Genomic DNA, 17,148 nt, shown 5'->3' with positions numbered 1-17,148 from the left:
CGCGCCGCAGCGAGCTTCTGCCAGTGCGCCCCACGCTGCGTCACGCGCGTCCGTACCGTCGCTGTCCGTGCACCACCACGGCTCGCGCCTCGCGCTCGGCGTCCTGCGTCTTGATTGTCTCACGCTTGTCGTAGATCTTCTTTCCCCTCGCCAGCGCGATCTCGACCTTGGCCCGACCGCCCTTGAAGTAGAGCCGGGTAGCGACGGCGGTCATCCCCTCGCGGGCGATCGAGAAGCCGATGCGCTCGATCTCGCGTCGGTGGAGGAGGAGCTTGCGCGCGCCCTTCGGCAAGTGGCCGAAGGCGGCGCTGGCCATCGCGGCGATGCTCACACCTTGCAAGAACACCTCGTCTCGGAAGACCGTGCAGAACGAGTCGGTCAAGTCGGCCTTGCCGGCGCGAAGCATCTTCACCTCGCTCCCCTTGAGGACGATCCCCGCCTCGAACCGGTCGCCGAGGTCGTAATCGAAGCCCGCGCGCTTGTTGCGCACGATGAGAGTCTCGCCCGGCCTGGCCTTTTCCTTCGGCACGAGGGGGAGCTTAGCACGACCCCGGGCTACGGGGTGAGGCGCGGAGAGGTCTGTGTCCGGTTCATCCCCTCATTCCCCTGCTGAGTTGGCGTGAGCTGAAGGTCAGGAGTCGGCCAAGCGTCGGCCAAGCGTCGGCCAAGCGTTGGCCAAGCGTCGGCCAAGCGTCAGATTGCGTGGCGCGTGTCCTCTTTGCGCCGATCCGTCCGGCGCTGCCCTGCGGCGCTTTCGCGCTGTAGCACATCGCGCGTCGGAGCTCGCTGGATTTTCATGACCCGGGTCTCCGTGGCGGATCGAGCCGCTGTGAGCGACGTGGCTCACGGACCTCTCGGCCGCCGACAGGCGGTGTGTGAAAACGTGGACCGTGGCTGGAGCGCCAAGGTATTCTTCTCCACGAGGGCTCGCGTGGTATCCATCGAGGTGGTCGAGGGGGCAATCTTCGCCGGCCGTTATCGGCTGATTCGCCGCCTCGCCGCCGGCGCCATGGGCGCGGTGTACGAGGCGCGTCACCTCGGGACCGATCGCCGGTGGGCGCTCAAGGTGATGCTCTCCCACATCATCGAGCGCCCCGAGCTCCGCAGGCGCTTCGAGATCGAGGCGCGGGTGACCGCGCACATCGAGAGTCCGTTCATCGTGGAGGTCTTCGACGCCGGGGTCGACGACGCGACCGGGGTGCCGTTCCTCGTCATGGAGCTGCTCCGCGGGGAGGAGCTCGGCCGATGTCTGCGGCGCGTGGGGCGGTTCTCGCCCGAGGAGACGCTCGCGTGCCTGCACCCGATGGCGCTCGCGCTCGACGAGACGCACCGGGCGGGGATCGTCCATCGCGACCTCAAGCCGGCAAACGTCTTTCTCAGCGTGCGCGCGGACGGCGAGCGGCGCATCAAGATCCTCGATTTCGGCGTGGCAAAGATCATCGCCGAGAGCACCGCCGCCGGAGGCGCGACCCAGACCGTGGGGACGCCGCTCTACATGGCGCCCGAGCAGTTCCGGGGCCGGCGCGTCTCGGCGGCGACGGACATCTACGCGCTCGGGATGATGGCCTATACGTTCCTCGTCGGCGAGGCGTACTGGGTCGATGAAAGAAAGGAAGAAGACAACCTCGTCGCCTTCGCGCTCAGCGCGGCGTATGGCCCGGTGGAGCCGGCGAGCTCGCGCGCGGCCAGGAACGGCGTCTCCCTGCCCGGCGGCTTCGATGCATGGTTCGCGCAGGCGACAGCCGTCGATCCGGACCGGCGATTCGCCACGGCGACCGCGGCGGTGCGCGCGCTCGGCGGCGCGCTCGGGATCGCCGACAGGGCTCCCCTCGACCTGCCTTGTCCGGCCCCCGGCAGCGTGGAGGGATCTGCGGCGGAGACGGTGGCGGCCGCGGAAGGGGACGGCGCCCACGAGCAGGGCGGGGCGCGACCAGGACCCACAGGGACCGCGCCGGAAGAGACCGAGTCGGCGTTCCCCGAGGGCTCGACGGCGACACGTTCGATATCGGAGCTCGAGTCTGCTGCTCCCGTCGGAGCCGGAGGACAGGCGGCGCCCGAGGACTCTGTGCCATCGCTGCGCGCGTCGTCGCCGCCCGGTCGACCTCGAAGGGCGGGAATTGGGCTGCTGGCTCTGGCGAGCGGTGCGGTCGTCGCGGTCGCCGGCGCATCGGTCCTCTATCGGCAGATGTCCGCACGAGCCGTGCCTCCTTCCGACTCGGCCGTGCCCTCTCCCGTCTCGCCCCTGCATTGGCCGTCTTCGGTGCTGGCGTGCCCGCCCTTCGATGCGTCGGGCGTCGACGCGCCTGCAGGTTGGCTGGGCGCTGCTGCGGCGTCCCTCTTCTGCGAACGAGCGCGCTTCGTGCTGGGGGGGGCCTCCGGGCGGACGCTCATCCCCGCCGAGCTCCTGGCGCTCCCGGCGCAGCCCGTGGACCGGTTCCCCGAGGATCCCTACGCCGCCCCAGGAGCACGCGCCAGAGCGGTTGAAGAAGCGCACCGGCGAGCGGCCGCCTACGTCGACGGCGACGTCGTCCGGGAGGGCTCCGGCTTCCGGATCACGGTCACCCTCCGCCGCCCCGACGGGGCCGAGATCGACCGCTCCGTGGGCGCCGGGCGTGCCCTCTACGAGGCCGTGAGGGACGCGATGCATCCTCTCGCCGAGCGGGGAGCGCTCCCGGTGGCGCCTTCCCTCGATTCGACGATGGCGGACTTCTCGCGCGCTCGCGACATCGGCGGCGCCCTCGTGCTGTTCGACCTCGCCGCGGCCATGAGCAACAACGCGGGCGGGCTCCCGGACGAGTGCTCCCGCGTCGCGGCGAGGAGCGCCGATCTCGCGGAGCTCGGGCGCGCCGAGGGCCGCCATTGCGCCTACACGCTCGGCCTTCCCCTGCCGGAGGTGGAGCTGCCTCCGCGGAGCGAGCCTGCCTCCTCGGGCGAGCTCGCCGCGCGCGGTCGCGTCGAGCACGTGGCCCTGCGCGAGGACGATCCGGCCACGATCGCCGAGCTCGAGGGCCGCTTCGCGCGCGAGGCCACGCCGCTCGGGCGCTCGACGCTCGCCACGACCCTCTCGTGCCTCCTTCAGTCGCCCGACCCGAAGCGGGCCGCGGAGATGGCCCTGCTCGCGGTCCAGGCGGAGCCGAGGAACCCGATCGGCGAGGGCTGCGCGCCTTGGCTCCAGCTCCTCTCGGTGACCTATGGCACCACGAGCGCAGGGGCGACGCTGCGCGCGATGCAGGCCTGGGTGCCCTGGAACAGCTATGGCTGGCTGTTTCAGGCGAAGCGCCCGGGCGACAGGGCCATTGCGCTCGCGGCTGCCCGGCGCGCCTATGTCCTCTCGCCGCTCGACACGTCCGTGGCCGGCACCCTCGCGGACGAGCTGCTCGCCTCCGGCGCGCACGAGGAGGCGCGGGGCATCGCGGTCGCGCTCGCGACCGGGGGGTATCCCGTCCACCGCGTGGCGAGCGACCTGCTCCTCGTGCGGTTCGAGGCGAGCGAGGCTCGGTTCGGCGCCGCGCTCGCGCGTGCCAGACGCGCCATGGTCGTCGCGGCGGACGACGCCGGCTGGCTGCGCGTGCAGCGCCTCGAGATTGCCTGGCGCGCGCTGCAGATCGCGCTCGTCCTCGGCCGCGCGCAGGAGATCGCCGATCTCCTCGTGGAGCGATTCCTCGATCCCGAGCCTCCGCCGCTCGACGGCGCATACCTCGACGTCCCGCTCCGGCTCCCTGCGATCTGCGCGCACGCCTCGCCCGCGGTATCCCGCCGCTGCTTCGCCCGATTCCGGGAGCTCCGAGAGCGCCTGTCGTACAGCGCCCTCCCGGACGCGGACGCCTTCACCGAGGGCGCCGAGCGCTATGCGAAGCGCGATTTTGCGGGCGCGGCGCGGGCGTTCCGGCCTCTGCTCAGGACGCCGGGGCCGTTCGTCGAGGTGCTCGCCGAGCCGATGGTGGAGACGTTCGAGCGCACGGGGGAGAGCGAGCTCGTCGCGCGGCTGGAGGCGGCGCTCGCCGATCGCTCTTTTGAGCTCAACGGGGCGAGCCTCGCGGTGGTGCGCGCCGCGCGCCGCGCGGCTCGGCGGGGGGAAGGCGACCGGGCGCGGGCGCTCGCGCAGCAGGTGCTGGACGCGTGGTCGGTGGCGGATGAGACGGTGCCCGCGGTGGCGGAGATGCGGCGGCTCGTCGAGGCGCCGGCGCGGTGAGCGGCGCTTTGCTCGGGGCTCAGTCGCAGGCTTGGCCGCCCACGGTCTGGACTTCCCTGACGCAGACGCTGTCCCAGGCGGTGGTGCAGCAGAAGGGATCCACGCTGCAGATGCTCGTCGCGAGCGAGCTACAGTCGCCGAAGAGCGCTGCGCCGGTCGTGCATTCGTCGTGGGAACACGCGGTGAGCGCGCACTCGCTCTGAAATTCGTCAACGCAGAGGCTGTCCCAGGCGGTGCTGCAGCAGTAGGGATCCGCCTCGCAGATCCTGGCCACGCAACCGGGCGAGGAGAGGGATGGCACGTCGCAGCCGGGGGTGAGCTCATCGCCTGCGGTGGAGAGCGTGTGGCCGCAGGCGCCTTCGACGCACTGCGCGCTCTTCGCCACGGTCTTCACCTCGGTGACGCATTGGCTGTCCCAGGCGGTGTTGCAGCAGTAGGCATCCGCGGCGCACACGCTCGTCACGACGGGGCTGCATTCATCGTCGAGCGGGGCCCCCGTGGTGCATTCGCCGTGGATACATTGGTTCGCCAGCAAGCAGCCCTTGCTGTCGCTGGAGAGGGCGCAAGGGTCGCTGAGAAACACGGTGATCCCGTGCTGCCACGGACGACGGGCACGTTGCTCCCCTTCGCAGTCGAGGTACGCCGAGCTGGGGGCCTCGCTCTCACCGAAGCAGAGCTGGGTGTACGCGGGCGCCGTGCGCACGTCGCTGCTCGGCGCCGCTCGACAAGGCAAGGGCTCCCGCAGGAGACAATCCTCGTCACTGGGGCCTCCGCAGAGCCGGTCGGCGAGGTGCGCCTTTCCGACGCTCCAGATGTCGCTGTAGCACGCGTATCCATTCTTCGGCCAATTGTTGAAGATATCGCCGAAGAACGAGCCCTCGCGATAGGTGAAGACATCCTCCTCCCTGGCGGGGTATTTGGCAGGGGTGCCGGGGGAGGGGACCACGTCGAGCTCGGGCGGCAACTGCTCCTTGGGGTCCGGCGACGCGAGCATGACGCTGAACAGGTCGCCAGGCGGGCAAGGGAACGAGATCTCCTCTTCCTCGGCGAAGTCTGCCACGAAGCCCGCATAACCAGGTAGATGCCTGGAGCTCGCGACGTCCGGTTGGTCGTGATCGCAACCGTGGATGCCTCTGCACACGCGCACCATGGGCTGAACCACGGACCCGCGCTCGCGCTGCAAGGTCACCGAGGTCTCGGGCTCGCACCTGCCCACGTAGGCCGCCTGCCAGCCGCAGTCGCGCCTGTTCTTGTCTTCGGCGTCGTGGGGCGTGCATGCCTCGAAGCTGGCGATCGGCGCCCGGTCGCGGAGCTCGCGCTCGACCCGGACCTTGTCCCGGAGCACGAAGAGGCTCGCATCCTGGCCGCGGATCGAGATGGGGACCTGCCTATCCAGGGCATTCAGCCGCGCAAGGACACAGCTCGAGACCACCTCGAGGCACCCTTGCGTGGGTCGATCCCCCCAGCTACCCAGCGGGGACTTCTCGCCGCAAAGGCCGAGCTTGCCCTGCCAGATGAAGGTCTCGGCGTGGATCGTGGCCTTCACTTGCTCATCGGGACCGAGCGCGCACGAGACGATCACCTCCATGAGCTCGCTTGCGTTGCCAGCGGCTGCGTCGATGAATCGCTCGGCCATGTGGGGGGACGCCGACAGGATCGCGTCGAGCCCCTGGGTATCGAGCCTGTGGTCCCTCAGCGCCTCCAGCAGCGAGGCGTTCTGGGAGAGCGCTCCGGGGTCGAGCCCATTCTGTGGCATCTCGAAGGCCGTGCCCCTCAGGGCCTGCCGCGTCGAGGCGGTCACCTCGTCTTCCATCATGTTTCCGGCCCTGCACCCCATGGCGACGACGGCGGGCACGAGGGCGAACCAGGCAAGGACGTGTCGACAGCTCATGCCCACCGCCCTTACAAGACCCATGCCCGCCCCCGTCGAACGCCCCTCCGCGCTCTCGGTCCGCGAGGCGCAGGTTGCAGGGTTGCACCTCCTGTTGCATCCAGTGCTCGGTTGCGCCTCGGCGACGCCCGTCCGGAGATGGTGTATGCAGAAAGTGCGATGATCGACGGTCCGGAGAACGGAACGCTCTCCTCCACCGAGGAGCCCAAGGAGATCGGCGACGTCCATCACCGCCCCCACCTGTTCCTCGTCCTCGAGGCGCACCGCCCGCTCGCCCCTCCCATGCGGCTCTCGCTGGCGAAGCTCGACGAGCTCGTCATCGGCCGCGGGACCGCCCGCGAGATCGAGGCGATGCCCGGCGCTCGCCGGCTCACGCTTCGCACCGACGATCGCCACATGTCCTCGACCCACGCGCGCCTCGGCAAGCTGCTCCAGCGCTGGGTCCTCGACGACCTCGGATCCAAGAACGGCACGCTGATCGACGGCGTTCGAACGACTCGAGCCGAGCTCAAGGACGGCGATCGGATCGAGCTCGGGCAGAGTTTTTTCATCTACCGGGAAGCCATTCCCTGCGATTCGAACGATCCTCCCGTGCTCGACTGGACTGCGTTGCGTCCGGAGGTCCCGGGCCTCGCGACCGTGCTCCCTCAGCTCCATCGCATGTTCGCGAGGCTCGTCCCCATCGCGCGCTCGACGGTCTCGGTGATCCTCGAAGGCGAGACCGGCACCGGCAAGGAGGTGATGGCGCGCGCCCTCCACGCGCTCTCGCGGCGGACCGGCGATTTCGTTGCCGTCAATTGCGGCGCGCTCCCGAAGGACCTCGTGGAGGCCGAGCTCTTTGGCCACAAGAGGGGAGCTTTCTCGGGCGCGACGGAGGATCGTCTCGGCCTCGTCCGCAGCGCCGACCGGGGTACGCTGTTCCTCGACGAGATCGGCGATCTGCCGGCGCCGGCGCAGGCGGCCTTGCTCCGGACCCTGCAGGAGCGCGAGGTCCGCCCGATCGGCGGCGCGCGCTCGGTCGCGGTCGATCTCCGGGTGATCGCGGCGACCCACCGATCCCTCGAGCGGATGGTCGAAGGCGGCGCGTTTCGTGGCGATCTCTGGAACCGCCTCGCCGGCCACAAGGTCGAGCTTCCCCCGCTCCGCGCGCGCCGCGAGGACCTCGGCCTGCTCACCGGCGCGCTCCTCGCCCGCCTCCCGCCGGAGCACGCCGCGCGGCTCCGGATCCACCCGCGCGCGGCGAGGGCGATGCTCCGCCATGATTGGCCGGGGAACGTGCGAGAGCTGGAGAAGTGCCTCGGGACAGCGGTCGTGCTCGCGGGGGAGGAGGGGCAGGTGGGGCTGGAGCATCTTTCCCCTGCGGTGCAGCGCGCGCTGGAAGCGCCGGAGGCAAGGGATGCCGCGCGGCGGGAGGAGCTCGTCCGGTTGCTCGGCGTGCACAGAGGGAATATCTCCGCCGTGGCGAGCGAGATGGGCAAGGCGCGGATGCAGATCCAGCGCTGGCTGAAGCGGTATGGGGTCGACGCGGAGCGGTTCCGGAGATAGCCACGCTCCTGACCGGCGGAGCGCCGCGCGGCCGCGGGCTCACGGCCGTCTGCAATGCGGTGAGGTCCCGCGGCGCGGGAGCGCCTGGTTCAATTTTCCCGGAATGGAAGAACTCGAAGCGGCTTGCGCCGAAGTTCTTCTGTCGATTAGGATCAACCTGTGAAGCGCGCGCCATCGTCGGCGACGCCAGCTCAAGAGGTGCTCGGACATGCGTCGATTTCAGAATCACGTTCTCGTTGTCGCGTCGATCTCTCTGGGACTGCTCGCGGCCGAGCCAGCGCACGCGGCGTCCGTGGTGCCGGTGAGCCGGGCGACGTGGGGGGCGAGCGGCGTACCGGACTACGTCAACATGCACATCTACGTCCCGGACCAGCTGGCGGAGAATCCACCCATCGTGGTGGCCTGCCACTCTTGCAGCACGCCGGTGAGTGGGTTCTTCAACAGCATCTCGGGTATCCGCGCGGGGGCCGACAAGAACGGCTTCATCATCATCCTTCCGGAGGCCATGGGCCGAAACTGCTGGGATGTGGGCACGACGAAATCCCTGACCCACGACGGCGGCGGCGACACGCAGGCCGTCGCTCAGATGGTGAAGTACACGCTCGAGAAGTACAGCGGCGACGCAGAGCGCGTCTACGTGATGGGTGGCTCATCCGGAGCGATGATGACGCAAGCCATGCTGGCGGTGTACCCGGACATCTTCAGGGCTGGCGCGGCGAGGGCGGGGGTGCCAGCTGGGTGCTGGGCCGACGGCTTCGACCCGAGCAACCAGTGGAGCGGCAACTGCGCGGGGGGCAGGACGAGCAAGACGGCCCAGCAATGGGGAGACCAGGTTCGTGCGATGTATCCTGGCTATACGGGACATCGCCCGCGCCTTCAGATCTTCCACGGCACGGCAGATGCGACGATCAACTACAACAACCACGGCGAGGCGATCAAGGAATGGACGAACGTCCTGGAGCTCAGCGAGACCCCGACCTCGACCGACAGCACGACCACCGCGAACGGGACCACCTATGAGCGCAAGTTCTGGAGCAACGAGTGTGGTACCACGGTGTTCGAGGCCTGGTCAGGGAAGGACGGCGCGCACTCCATGGCGTACGAGAGCGACGCCATCCTCGCGTTCTTCGGTCTCGACAAGGCCGGTGGTGTCGATCCAGAGACCGATTGTTCGGGCTCTGTCGGCAGCGGTGGCTCGGGCGGCTCGGACGGCTCGGGCGGCCCGGGCGGCGGCGCCGGGGGGGCTCAGAACGCCGGCGGCGCCGGACCCGCAGCGGGGAGCGGTGGCATCGCGGGTGACGGCGGAAGCGCCGGCGGCGGCGCAGCGGGCGGCAGCGCGCCAGCCGGCACCGCCGGCACCGCCGGCGGCGCCGACCCCGGCGCGGACCCAGCTCCCGCATCTGAGTCCGGCGGATGCGCCTGTGTCGTCGGCCATGCGAAGCCGAGGAACTCCTACGCAGCGGCCGTCGCCGTGGGGCTCGCGCTGTTGACGCTCCGTCGCCGGCATCGAAACGCCAGGAGCTGACACGCTGTCTCGTCGGGGAGCTCGGGTTACAACCCACCTCCGTGAACGGGCAGGATGCGTGAGGAAGGGCAGCGTTCACCTGCGCATGTGAGCGCGTTCACGTGCGCAGGTGACGTGCGTGGTTCAAGGGCACAGCAGATGGTAGTCGGGGCAGCAATCCCCGTACAAGGTGCAAGAGTTGTCGCAGAAGCACACCGGGGCTGCACCGTTGGGCTGAGGGCCGGCTCCGCCGCAATAGTTCCGGAGCCTGTCGCCGCAGGTGTAGACGTTGCTGCGCGCCTCGAAGCTCGTGGCGATGCACTCTCCGCCGCCCCAGAACGCGTTCGTGTGCACATGGAGCTTCGCGCGACAATCGGTCGGATTGCCCGGGTTGACCCAGCCGGCGAACTCGCAGGCTCCGTTCCCGTTCCAGCGCACGTCGACGTTTACCCTCTCGTACCCCGGGGAGCACATCCCGCCGAACTCCGGGTAATGGTCCTCTTCCTTGATGTTCCCGCCGTAATGGCGGCTGAAGCTCGCGTGCCGCCGCGGCGCGCCGACGGCGAGCGCCTGGGCGTCGCTCGCGACGGCCTCCTCCTCCTCGTCGTCGGCGCCGGCGAGCTCCTCGCGATCCTCGTCAAGGCCGCCCGTGTCCCCCGCGTCGACGGCGCACCCGAACCCGAACAGCGAAGCCACAACGACCGCACACGTATTACGGATCAACATAGTTTGCTCCTCGTAGAGAAGAAAAAGAGTCCGATGGTCAGCGCGACGGCATCGAGCGCTCTTCAGCGCCCCGGTTCATCGTGTCGTCGCGACGCAAAGCCGTTTCGCAAGGGCCGTGCCAGGCGAGAGATCGGGTGTTTCCCCGCGGTGCGCCGCGCGCGCCGCGAGAGCGCGGGGGCGCAGCGGCGGCGCCTCCCGCCGCCCTCGGCCGGCGCGACACCGCAGGGATACGGGGACGCGCCGCGCCGGAACGCCGGGCGACGCCCCGCTCGCCCCTGGCCTGCCCGGGCACATCGCCTCGTGGCCGCCGTGCTCGTGGGGGGCCCACGCCGACGGGCCGGCCCGGGTGTAACCGGGTGCAACCGGGTGCAACGCCGCCGTTCCCCGCGCACCTCGCGCCCGGCCGCGAGGCCTCTTCGCCTCCGCCGCCCTGAATCGGCTCACGCCGCGCGGATGTCGCTCTGGAACGGGGAGATGTTCTCCGGAAACAGGAGCCACACGAAGAGGCAGCGCACCTCGAAGTATTCGTCGGCCGCGATCACCGCGAGCGTGGGGTCGAGCCGGTCGATGGCGTGCCCTTCCCAGACGAAGCCCGGCACGCCGCGCGCCCGGCTGACGAGCCCGCCGGTCTGCAGCTGATCGCGCGCGCGGAAGCAACGGGTGAGCGACATGTTGACCGCCGCCGTGAAGTCGGGCCGGGGCGCGATGCGCTCCGGCAGCGCGACGCGGTCGAGGCCGGCCGACCAGCAAAGCCAGCAGAGGGCGGCCCAGTCGGCTCGGGCCCTTCGCATCAGGAGCGAGACCGGCAGCGCTCCTGGGTCGAGCGTCTCGTCCACGGTGAGCTCGACGGTCTCCACGCCGTCCTCGGTCTCCTCGGTCAAGGTCGCCGCCGTCCGCGCGAGCTCCACCGGCCCATCCGGCAGCACGTGCGACAGGTCGGGCGGGAGCCACGGACAGGGCTCCGTGCCCGGCAGGCTGCGCTGCACGGCCTCGCGCAGGCGCAGCAAGCGGGTAGCGTAGAGCTGGATCTTCTGCCGGACCTGCTCGAGCGGCTGGTCGAGCTCGACCGTGGCCGATGCGTCGGCCGGCAACGGATCGATGACCTGCCGCGCCGGCCAGAAAGCAAACTCCGGGAACAGCAGCCGCACGAAGGTCCTGAGGTGCTCGGCCATGGCGGCGGCCTCGGGCTCGATGCGGTCGGCGTCCTCGAGCACCCCGCGCGTGTCGCCGAGCTGGAGCCGCAGGAGCGCGCGCGTGATGCAGGTCGAGCGGCGCTCGGGCTCGAGCAGCAGCGCCGCCTCGACGAGCGAGAGCGCGACGCGCCGCGAGCACGGCAAGGCGGCGGCGAGCGTGCGGTAGGCAGCGCTCGGCTCGGCGCCGAGGAGCAGCTCGTCCAGGGCGCCCAGCGCGGTCGCGTCGGGCGTCTCGAGCAGCGCTCGCCCGCGTCGCTCCGCGACCTCGGGTCGTGGCCGCAGCGTCGCGGCGTGCAGGAACTCGGCGAGCCTCTCGCGCTCGCCCCCGCGGACCGCCGCGCGGGCCGCGGCGCAGCAGGCTTCGCGCGCGCGGCCGCCCTGCAAGAGCTCTCGCGCGAGGGCCCAGACGCGCTCGGCGTCCCACGCCGCGAGGTCTTCGGCGAGCGCGGGCGACGCGACGAGGCTGGCCTCGTCGAGGGCCGCGCCGAGCTCGCGTCGGACGACCGGCGCCCCGCCCGCGTCGAGCCCCGTGAACGCCCCGACGGGGTGGCCGTGCGCGTACTGACCGCGCTCCTCGCGCACGCGCGGATCGAGGTAAGGGCTCGCGTCCGGATCGGGAAACCAGCGGACGGACGGGCCGTGGAGGCGTCCCTCGGGATCGAGGTGCCGCTCCTCGGAAGGGCGGCCCAGCGCGCCGTACCGGAGCTCGCGATACCGCGCTCCAGCGCGAATTTCGATCTCCTGAGAGGGCTCGCCCTCGCGCGTGAAGTAGCGATGGAGGAGCGCGGCCGACGCTTCGTCCTCCTCGCGGACCAGCCAGCGTTGCGAGCCCTGGTCGTAGTCCGCCTCCTCGGTGACGCCGGCGGGTCTGTCGGGCCAGCGGGAGCCGTCCGCGGAGACCGGGTACCCGGCGCGGTCGTGAAAGACCTGCCGCACGATGCGCCCCGCCCGATACTGCGTTCGCAGCTCCCACGCGCCGGGCGGCACACAGCACGGCCGCAGCTTGAGCTCGCTCGGGGCGTCGCTGCCGTACACAACGACCTCGCCGTCGAGCTGGCCGTCCCGGTAGCGCCCGCGCTGCGCGGGTTGGCCGTTCGGGTGGAACATCGCGAACGGCCCGTCCTTCACGCCGCCCGCAGTGCGGCAGCGCGAGAGCAACGAGCCGTCGCTCGCGCGGTACGCGCGGCACTCGCCGGAGGGGCGGCCGTCGGCGTCGGTCTCCACGAGCTCGAACGTCCCGTGCTCGGGGTTGTACCTGGCTGCAGGCGGGACCGACGGAGGTCGCTCCGCGCCGTTGTGTGTCGTCGAGTCCACGCATCGCAGCCTATCGGGTTTCGCGCCGACAAGGCGGTTGTTCATGCTGGTTGCAAAGATCCATGAAGCGCAGCTTCGGGGCGGGTATCCGAGCGAGCCGCGCGCGCAGCGGCCGTTGCAGGACGCCTCGTGCCTGACAGGGATCTACGAGATCGCACAAGGACACGCCGGGCGCTCCCTCGTCAGGTACGCACCGACGTTTCGTCCCGGGGCCCTGCCGTGGCGATCGTACGACGAAGATCGATTGAGCTCTTCGCGCGGCTCGGTGTCCCACACGCCCTGGGCGCACCTTGTGGATTCAGCAAGATGCTTTCCAACGTCTAGCCATCCCAGTCTTTCCATGATAACCCTGAAGCTTGCGTCCATCCGTCCTTCCGCCGCCTGGCACGGGTCGACCGAGCACCAGCACTGCGTCCGTCGAGGGGCCTTCCCCGGCGTCCCGGCGGGTGAGCGGACCTTCGTCCTTCCGGAACGGAGTCGGTCTCCCGGACGCCATGGGGGTGGCATGCCAATTCGTTATTTCCGTCGACGTGCGGTGTTCAGGCTCGTGCCCAGCTGCGTGGTGGCCGCGCTTCTCGTCGTGAGCGCGTCCGCGGACGCCACGGCGCCTTCCTTCACTCTCTTCGAGAGCGGGCAGGTCCGGCCGCTCGCGCTCTCCCCGGACGGTCGGCGGCTGTTCGCCGTGAACACCCCCGACAACCGCCTCGAAGTGTACAGCGTCCGCCAGGGCGGTCTGGTCCACCTGAGCTCCGTGCCTGTGGGGCTCGAGCCCGTCGCGCTGGCCGCACGCACGAACGACGAAGTGTGGGTCGTCAATCACCTCTCCGACAGCGTCAGCGTCGTGCGGCTCGGTCGCAACGGAGCGACCGGCCACGTGGACCGCACGCTGCTGGTCGGCGACGAGCCGCGCGACATCGTGTTCGCAGGGCCCGGACGACGACGCGGGTTCATCACTGCAGCGCACCGCGGCCAGAACGTCCCGTTCGATCCGCAGCTCACCACGCCGGGTGTCGGCCGCGCCGACGTCTGGGTGTTCGACGCCGGAGCTCTCGGGCGCTCCCTGGGCGGCGACCCGCTCGCCGTCATCACGCTGTTCGCGGATACCCCCCGCGCGCTCGCTGCAAGCCCGGACGGCAGCCACGTCTATGCGGCCAGCTTCCACTCGGGCAACCGCACTACCAGCGTCTTCGAGACGATGGTCTCCGACGGCTTCGGGCCGGGCGGCCTCCCTCCGCCGAGCACGAATTTCGAGCAGCAGCCCGCGCCGGAGGTCGGCATCATCGTCAAGTGGAGCGGCGCTCACTGGGTGGACACGGCAGGGCGCACCTGGGATGACGCGGTGAAGCTGTCGCTCCCCGACAAGGACGTCTTCGTCATCGACGCCATGGCGACCCGGCCCGCGCTGCGCCCGGGGCCCGCGGGGTTCTTCACGGGCGTCGGCACCGTCCTTTACAACATGGCGGTCAACCCGGTGAATGGGGCCATCTACGTCTCCAACACCGACGCGAACAACCTGGACCGCTTCGAGGGCCCGGGCACCTTTGCAGGGCAGACCGTGCGAGGTCACCTCCACGAGAGCCGGATCACCGTCATCGGCGCGAACGGCGTGACCCCGCGACACCTCAATCCCCATATCGACTACGCCGCGTGCTGCGCGGCCACCCCGAACCAGGAGAACGCCGCGAGCCTCGCGAGCCCCACCGGGATGGCGGTCTCCAGCAACGGCGAGACGCTCTACGTCGCCGCGCTCGGGTCGAGCAAGGTGGGCGTCTATCGGACCGCAGCGCTCGAGAGCATGACCGCGCCGACAGCGAGGTACCAGATCCCCGTGACCGGCGGGGGCCCCACGGGGCTCGTGCTCGACGAGCCCCGCCAGCAGCTGTATGTCCTGACCCGCTTCGACAATGCCATTTCCATCGTCAGCACGGCTCGGCGCGCCGAGGTCGACAAGGTCTGGATGTTCAACCCCGAGCCGGAGAGCGTCGTCCGCGGTCGCCCGTTCCTCTACGACGCGTCGTTCTCGTCGAGCCATGGGGACTCTTCCTGCGCGAGCTGCCATGTGTTCGGCGACCTCGACAGCCTGGCCTGGGATCTGGGCAACCCGGACGCCCCCGTGGTCGACCACCCGGGGCCGTTCGCGGATGATCCGCTCGTCAACCTGATCACCGGCGAGCCCATCACCCATCCGACGTTCCACCCCATGAAAGGCCCGATGACCACCCAGAGCCTGCGAGGGATGGCGAACCATGGCCCGATGCACTGGCGCGGGGACCGCACGGGCGGCAACGACGCGCCCTCCGCGCAGCCGGACAGCGGCAGCTTCGATGAGCGCGCGGCGTTCGAGAAGTTCCAGGGCGGCTTCACCGACCTCCTCGGGCGGCACGCTCCCATCCCCGACGCGGACATGGAAGCGTTCACGGACTTCGTCCTGCAGATCACGTATCCGCCGAACCCCATCCGCGCGCTCGACAACTCGCTGACCGCCGAGCAGCAGAGCGGCTTCGAGGCGTTTCAATCCACGCTGGATACCAACGGCAAGGCGTGCATCGGGTGCCATGTGCTCGACGCGGACGCCGGGCTCTTCGGCACGGCGGGGTTGTCCAATTTCGCTCTGGAGACGCAGCTCTTCAAGGTGCCTCAGCTCCGCAACGCCTACCAGAAGGTGGGGAAGTTCGGGTTCCCGGCGGCGTTCGGGTTCATCCCGGGCGACAACGGCTTCACCGGAGCTCAGGTCCGCGGCTTCGGCTTCATCCATGACGGGAGCGTGGACACCATCTTTCGATTCCTCCACGCGCTCGGGTTCTCGACGCAGTTTCCGCCCGGGGAGATCCCGGACCCGCCGGAGGGGGAGGTGACCCGGCGCAACCTCGAGGCCTTCGTGCTGGCCTTCGACAGCAACCTGGCGCCGATCGTCGGCCAGCAGGTCACGCTGACCCAGACCAACGCCGCGGTGGCCGGGCCGCGCATCGATCTCCTGATGTCGCGCGCCGATACCGGCGAGTGCGATCTCGTGGTGAAGGGGCAGATCGCCGGTCGAGCGGTCAGCTATCTCTATGTTGGCGCGGACGAGCTCATGGCCGATCGCCAGGCGAGCCCGACCATGTCCGGCGCCGCGCTCCGGGCGCGCGTCACGGGCGCCGCCGCCCGCCTGACCTATACCTGCGCGCCGCCGGGCTCCGGGGATCGCATCGCGATCGACCGCGACGCCGACGGCTTCCTCGACGGCGACGAGGAGGATGCGTGCAGCGATCCCGCGGACCCTGCCAGCACGCCGTGACAGGGCGGCATGCGCACCGGTCGAAGACGTCGCGGGAAGTGTCCCTATCGCGGACGACTGCGCCGTGCCTGACCCGAGCTGCAGCAGAGCGGGCGTCGTTCACGGCGCTCCGGCGTCCGGGGTGAACGGCGTCCGGCCGTACGCGTGCTCGCTGGACTCGTGGCCCCGCCGGGCGTCTTCGTCGCCCGGCGATCACCGGTACATGCGGTCGATCCGCGCTTCGGGGGCGCGCGGGTCGAGCAGCAGGAGCGCGAGGTAGAACGCCCATTCGAGGGGCTTCATCGCGAGATAGACGAGATCGGCGGCCCAGGCGGCGCCGATGTAGCGGCTCACGGGCAGCCCGAGTCGGTCGTAGAGGCGGCGCGCCGCGCGTCCGAAGCGCGGCCAGCGCTCGTGCAGCAGATCCTCGAAGGCGTTCGCGATCGCGAGCTGGCGATTGACGAGGATCGGCGCGCCGCCGCGCCGCCCGAGCCGGAGCGGGCGCACCAGCCAGGCGTGGCCGCGCGCTGCCACGGTGCACAGGTAATGGCAGTCGCCGGGGAGCGTGACGATCGGGAGCTGCGACAGGGTGTATCCGCAGGTGCGGGTGAAGACCTGGAGCGCGGCCGCCGGATGTCCCAGCCAGGCCGCGTGAACGACGGCGTGAACCCCGAGGAGCACGGGCGAAACCGCGAGGGCGCGCCAGAGCGTCGGCCAGTGGAGCGCGGGCGGCGGTGGGAGCGGGACCTGGGGCGGCCCCGCGCGATAGGCGGCCTCCGCGGCGGCGAGCGGGGCGGGCGCGGCGGTCTCGACGCCCCGCAGCACGAGGCGCGCGCGCAGCTCGACCGAATAGAAGGCGACCGCGAGCACCGGCGCGACGCAGGGCAGGAGCAACGGCGGAACGAGCAGGCCGCCGAGGACCCAGAGGCCGAAGTGGACGGCCAGGAGGGCGTGGAGGGCGACCCCGAGGAGCAAGGCTGCGTGGACGAGGAGCTCGGCGGGGCCGAGGAGCGCTCCTGGCCGGCGTCGTGACACGACATACGCGAGGGCGGTGAGGACGTGCAGCGCGAGCAGGCCGTAGACTTCGGGCTCGGCGAGCGGCCGGAACGCCGTGGTGCCGGCGTCGCAGGCCTGGACAGCGCACGTGTCGTTCGCCTCGTGGCTGTACGCCATGCCCCATGCGGGCAGGACGAGGAGCGCGAGCACCTCGGACGCGACCTGGAAGGGGGCGCGCCCGCGGCGCCGGAGCGCGCGGTACGTCCATACGGTCAGGCCGAGCCACCCCGCCAGGCAGAGCGCCACGGCGATGAGGATCGCTCCGTCGAACGGCGCGACGGTCGCCGCGCCGAAGAGCAGCGCCGAGGGCACCGGAATGCCGTAGCCGGTGGCCACGAGGGCGGCGATGCCGGCGTCCGCCAGGGAGAACGGCTGCTTGGATGGGGGGGGCGGCGGCTCGGGCGGCGGTTGCTGCGACATGCGTCCAGCATGGTAACGGCTCCAGTCGGGGGAGACCAACAGACCCGACTG

The 17,148-nt window shown here is 70.7% G+C and carries 9 protein-coding genes; 4 read left to right on the top strand and 5 right to left on the bottom strand.

From position 1 onward, the window contains the following. Positions 1-40: 40 nt before the first annotated feature. Complete coding sequence (gene smpB / locus WME75_RS25915) at positions 41-529, bottom strand: SsrA-binding protein SmpB (RefSeq protein ID WP_437476147.1); 489 nt, start codon at positions 527-529, stop codon at positions 41-43. A gap of 402 nt (positions 530-931) precedes the next feature. Here smpB and WME75_RS25910 point away from each other — a divergent pair, with 402 nt between their 5' ends. Then, on the top strand, positions 932-4,192 hold the full coding sequence (locus WME75_RS25910) for a protein kinase domain-containing protein (RefSeq protein ID WP_437476145.1): 3,261 nt from the start codon (positions 932-934) through the stop codon (positions 4,190-4,192). A gap of 19 nt (positions 4,193-4,211) precedes the next feature. Here WME75_RS25910 and WME75_RS25905 read toward each other — a convergent pair whose 3' ends face one another. Continuing rightward, positions 4,212-6,083: a hypothetical protein gene (locus WME75_RS25905; RefSeq protein ID WP_437476143.1), complete on the bottom strand. Its 1,872-nt coding sequence runs from the start codon at positions 6,081-6,083 to the stop codon at positions 4,212-4,214. Between the two features lie 159 nt (positions 6,084-6,242). On the opposite strand from WME75_RS25905, the gene WME75_RS25900 reads away from it, so the two are divergent. After that, complete coding sequence (locus WME75_RS25900) at positions 6,243-7,628, top strand: sigma 54-interacting transcriptional regulator (RefSeq protein ID WP_437476141.1); 1,386 nt, start codon at positions 6,243-6,245, stop codon at positions 7,626-7,628. 208 nt (positions 7,629-7,836) lie between these two features. Then, positions 7,837-9,153 carry an extracellular catalytic domain type 1 short-chain-length polyhydroxyalkanoate depolymerase gene (locus WME75_RS25895; protein WP_437476139.1) on the top strand — a complete coding sequence of 439 codons (1,317 nt, stop codon included), beginning with the start codon at positions 7,837-7,839 and terminating at the stop codon, positions 9,151-9,153. A gap of 123 nt (positions 9,154-9,276) precedes the next feature. On the opposite strand, the gene WME75_RS25890 is transcribed toward WME75_RS25895, so the two are convergent. Together WME75_RS25890 and WME75_RS25885 are read right to left on the bottom strand one after the other, a co-directional pair. Then, the gene (locus WME75_RS25890) at positions 9,277-9,858 is read right to left on the bottom strand and encodes a hypothetical protein (RefSeq protein ID WP_437476138.1); all 582 of its coding nucleotides are present in this window, start codon (positions 9,856-9,858) and stop codon (positions 9,277-9,279) included. Positions 9,859-10,298: 440 nt separating this feature from the next. Continuing rightward, positions 10,299-12,365 carry a toxin-antitoxin system YwqK family antitoxin gene (locus WME75_RS25885; RefSeq protein WP_437476136.1) on the bottom strand — a complete coding sequence of 689 codons (2,067 nt, stop codon included), beginning with the start codon at positions 12,363-12,365 and terminating at the stop codon, positions 10,299-10,301. Positions 12,366-12,870: 505 nt separating this feature from the next. On the opposite strand from WME75_RS25885, the gene WME75_RS25880 reads away from it, so the two are divergent. Next, positions 12,871-15,642 (top strand): YncE family protein, encoded by a 2,772-nt coding sequence (locus WME75_RS25880; RefSeq protein WP_437476134.1) that lies wholly within the window; start codon positions 12,871-12,873, stop codon positions 15,640-15,642. A 192-nt stretch (positions 15,643-15,834) separates the two neighbouring features. Here WME75_RS25880 and WME75_RS25875 read toward each other — a convergent pair whose 3' ends face one another. After that, positions 15,835-17,097, bottom strand: coding sequence for a DUF6688 family protein (locus tag WME75_RS25875; RefSeq protein WP_437476132.1), 1,263 nt, complete (start codon positions 17,095-17,097; stop codon positions 15,835-15,837). Positions 17,098-17,148 lie beyond the last annotated feature (51 nt).

The sequence above is a fragment of the Sorangium sp. So ce1014 genome (assembly GCF_051521505.1).
Taxonomy (GTDB): domain Bacteria; phylum Myxococcota_A; class Polyangia; order Polyangiales; family Polyangiaceae; genus Sorangium.
Note: the sequence above shows the minus strand (reverse complement) of the source record. Positions and strands in the feature narration are given on the sequence as shown.

Bases quoted from the DNA above. Each gene is read 5' to 3' on its own strand.
- WME75_RS25905 (WP_437476143.1), bottom strand. From the start codon at position 6,083: ATGAGCTGTCGACACGTCCTTGCCTGGTTCGCCCTCGTGCCCGCCGTC.
- WME75_RS25900 (WP_437476141.1), top strand. From the start codon at position 6,243: ATGATCGACGGTCCGGAGAACGGAACGCTCTCCTCCACCGAGGAGCCC.
- WME75_RS25895 (WP_437476139.1), top strand. From the start codon at position 7,837: ATGCGTCGATTTCAGAATCACGTTCTCGTTGTCGCGTCGATCTCTCTG.
- WME75_RS25890 (WP_437476138.1), bottom strand. From the start codon at position 9,858: ATGTTGATCCGTAATACGTGTGCGGTCGTTGTGGCTTCGCTGTTCGGG.
- WME75_RS25880 (WP_437476134.1), top strand. From the start codon at position 12,871: ATGCCAATTCGTTATTTCCGTCGACGTGCGGTGTTCAGGCTCGTGCCC.
- WME75_RS25875 (WP_437476132.1), bottom strand. From the start codon at position 17,097: ATGTCGCAGCAACCGCCGCCCGAGCCGCCGCCCCCCCCATCCAAGCAG.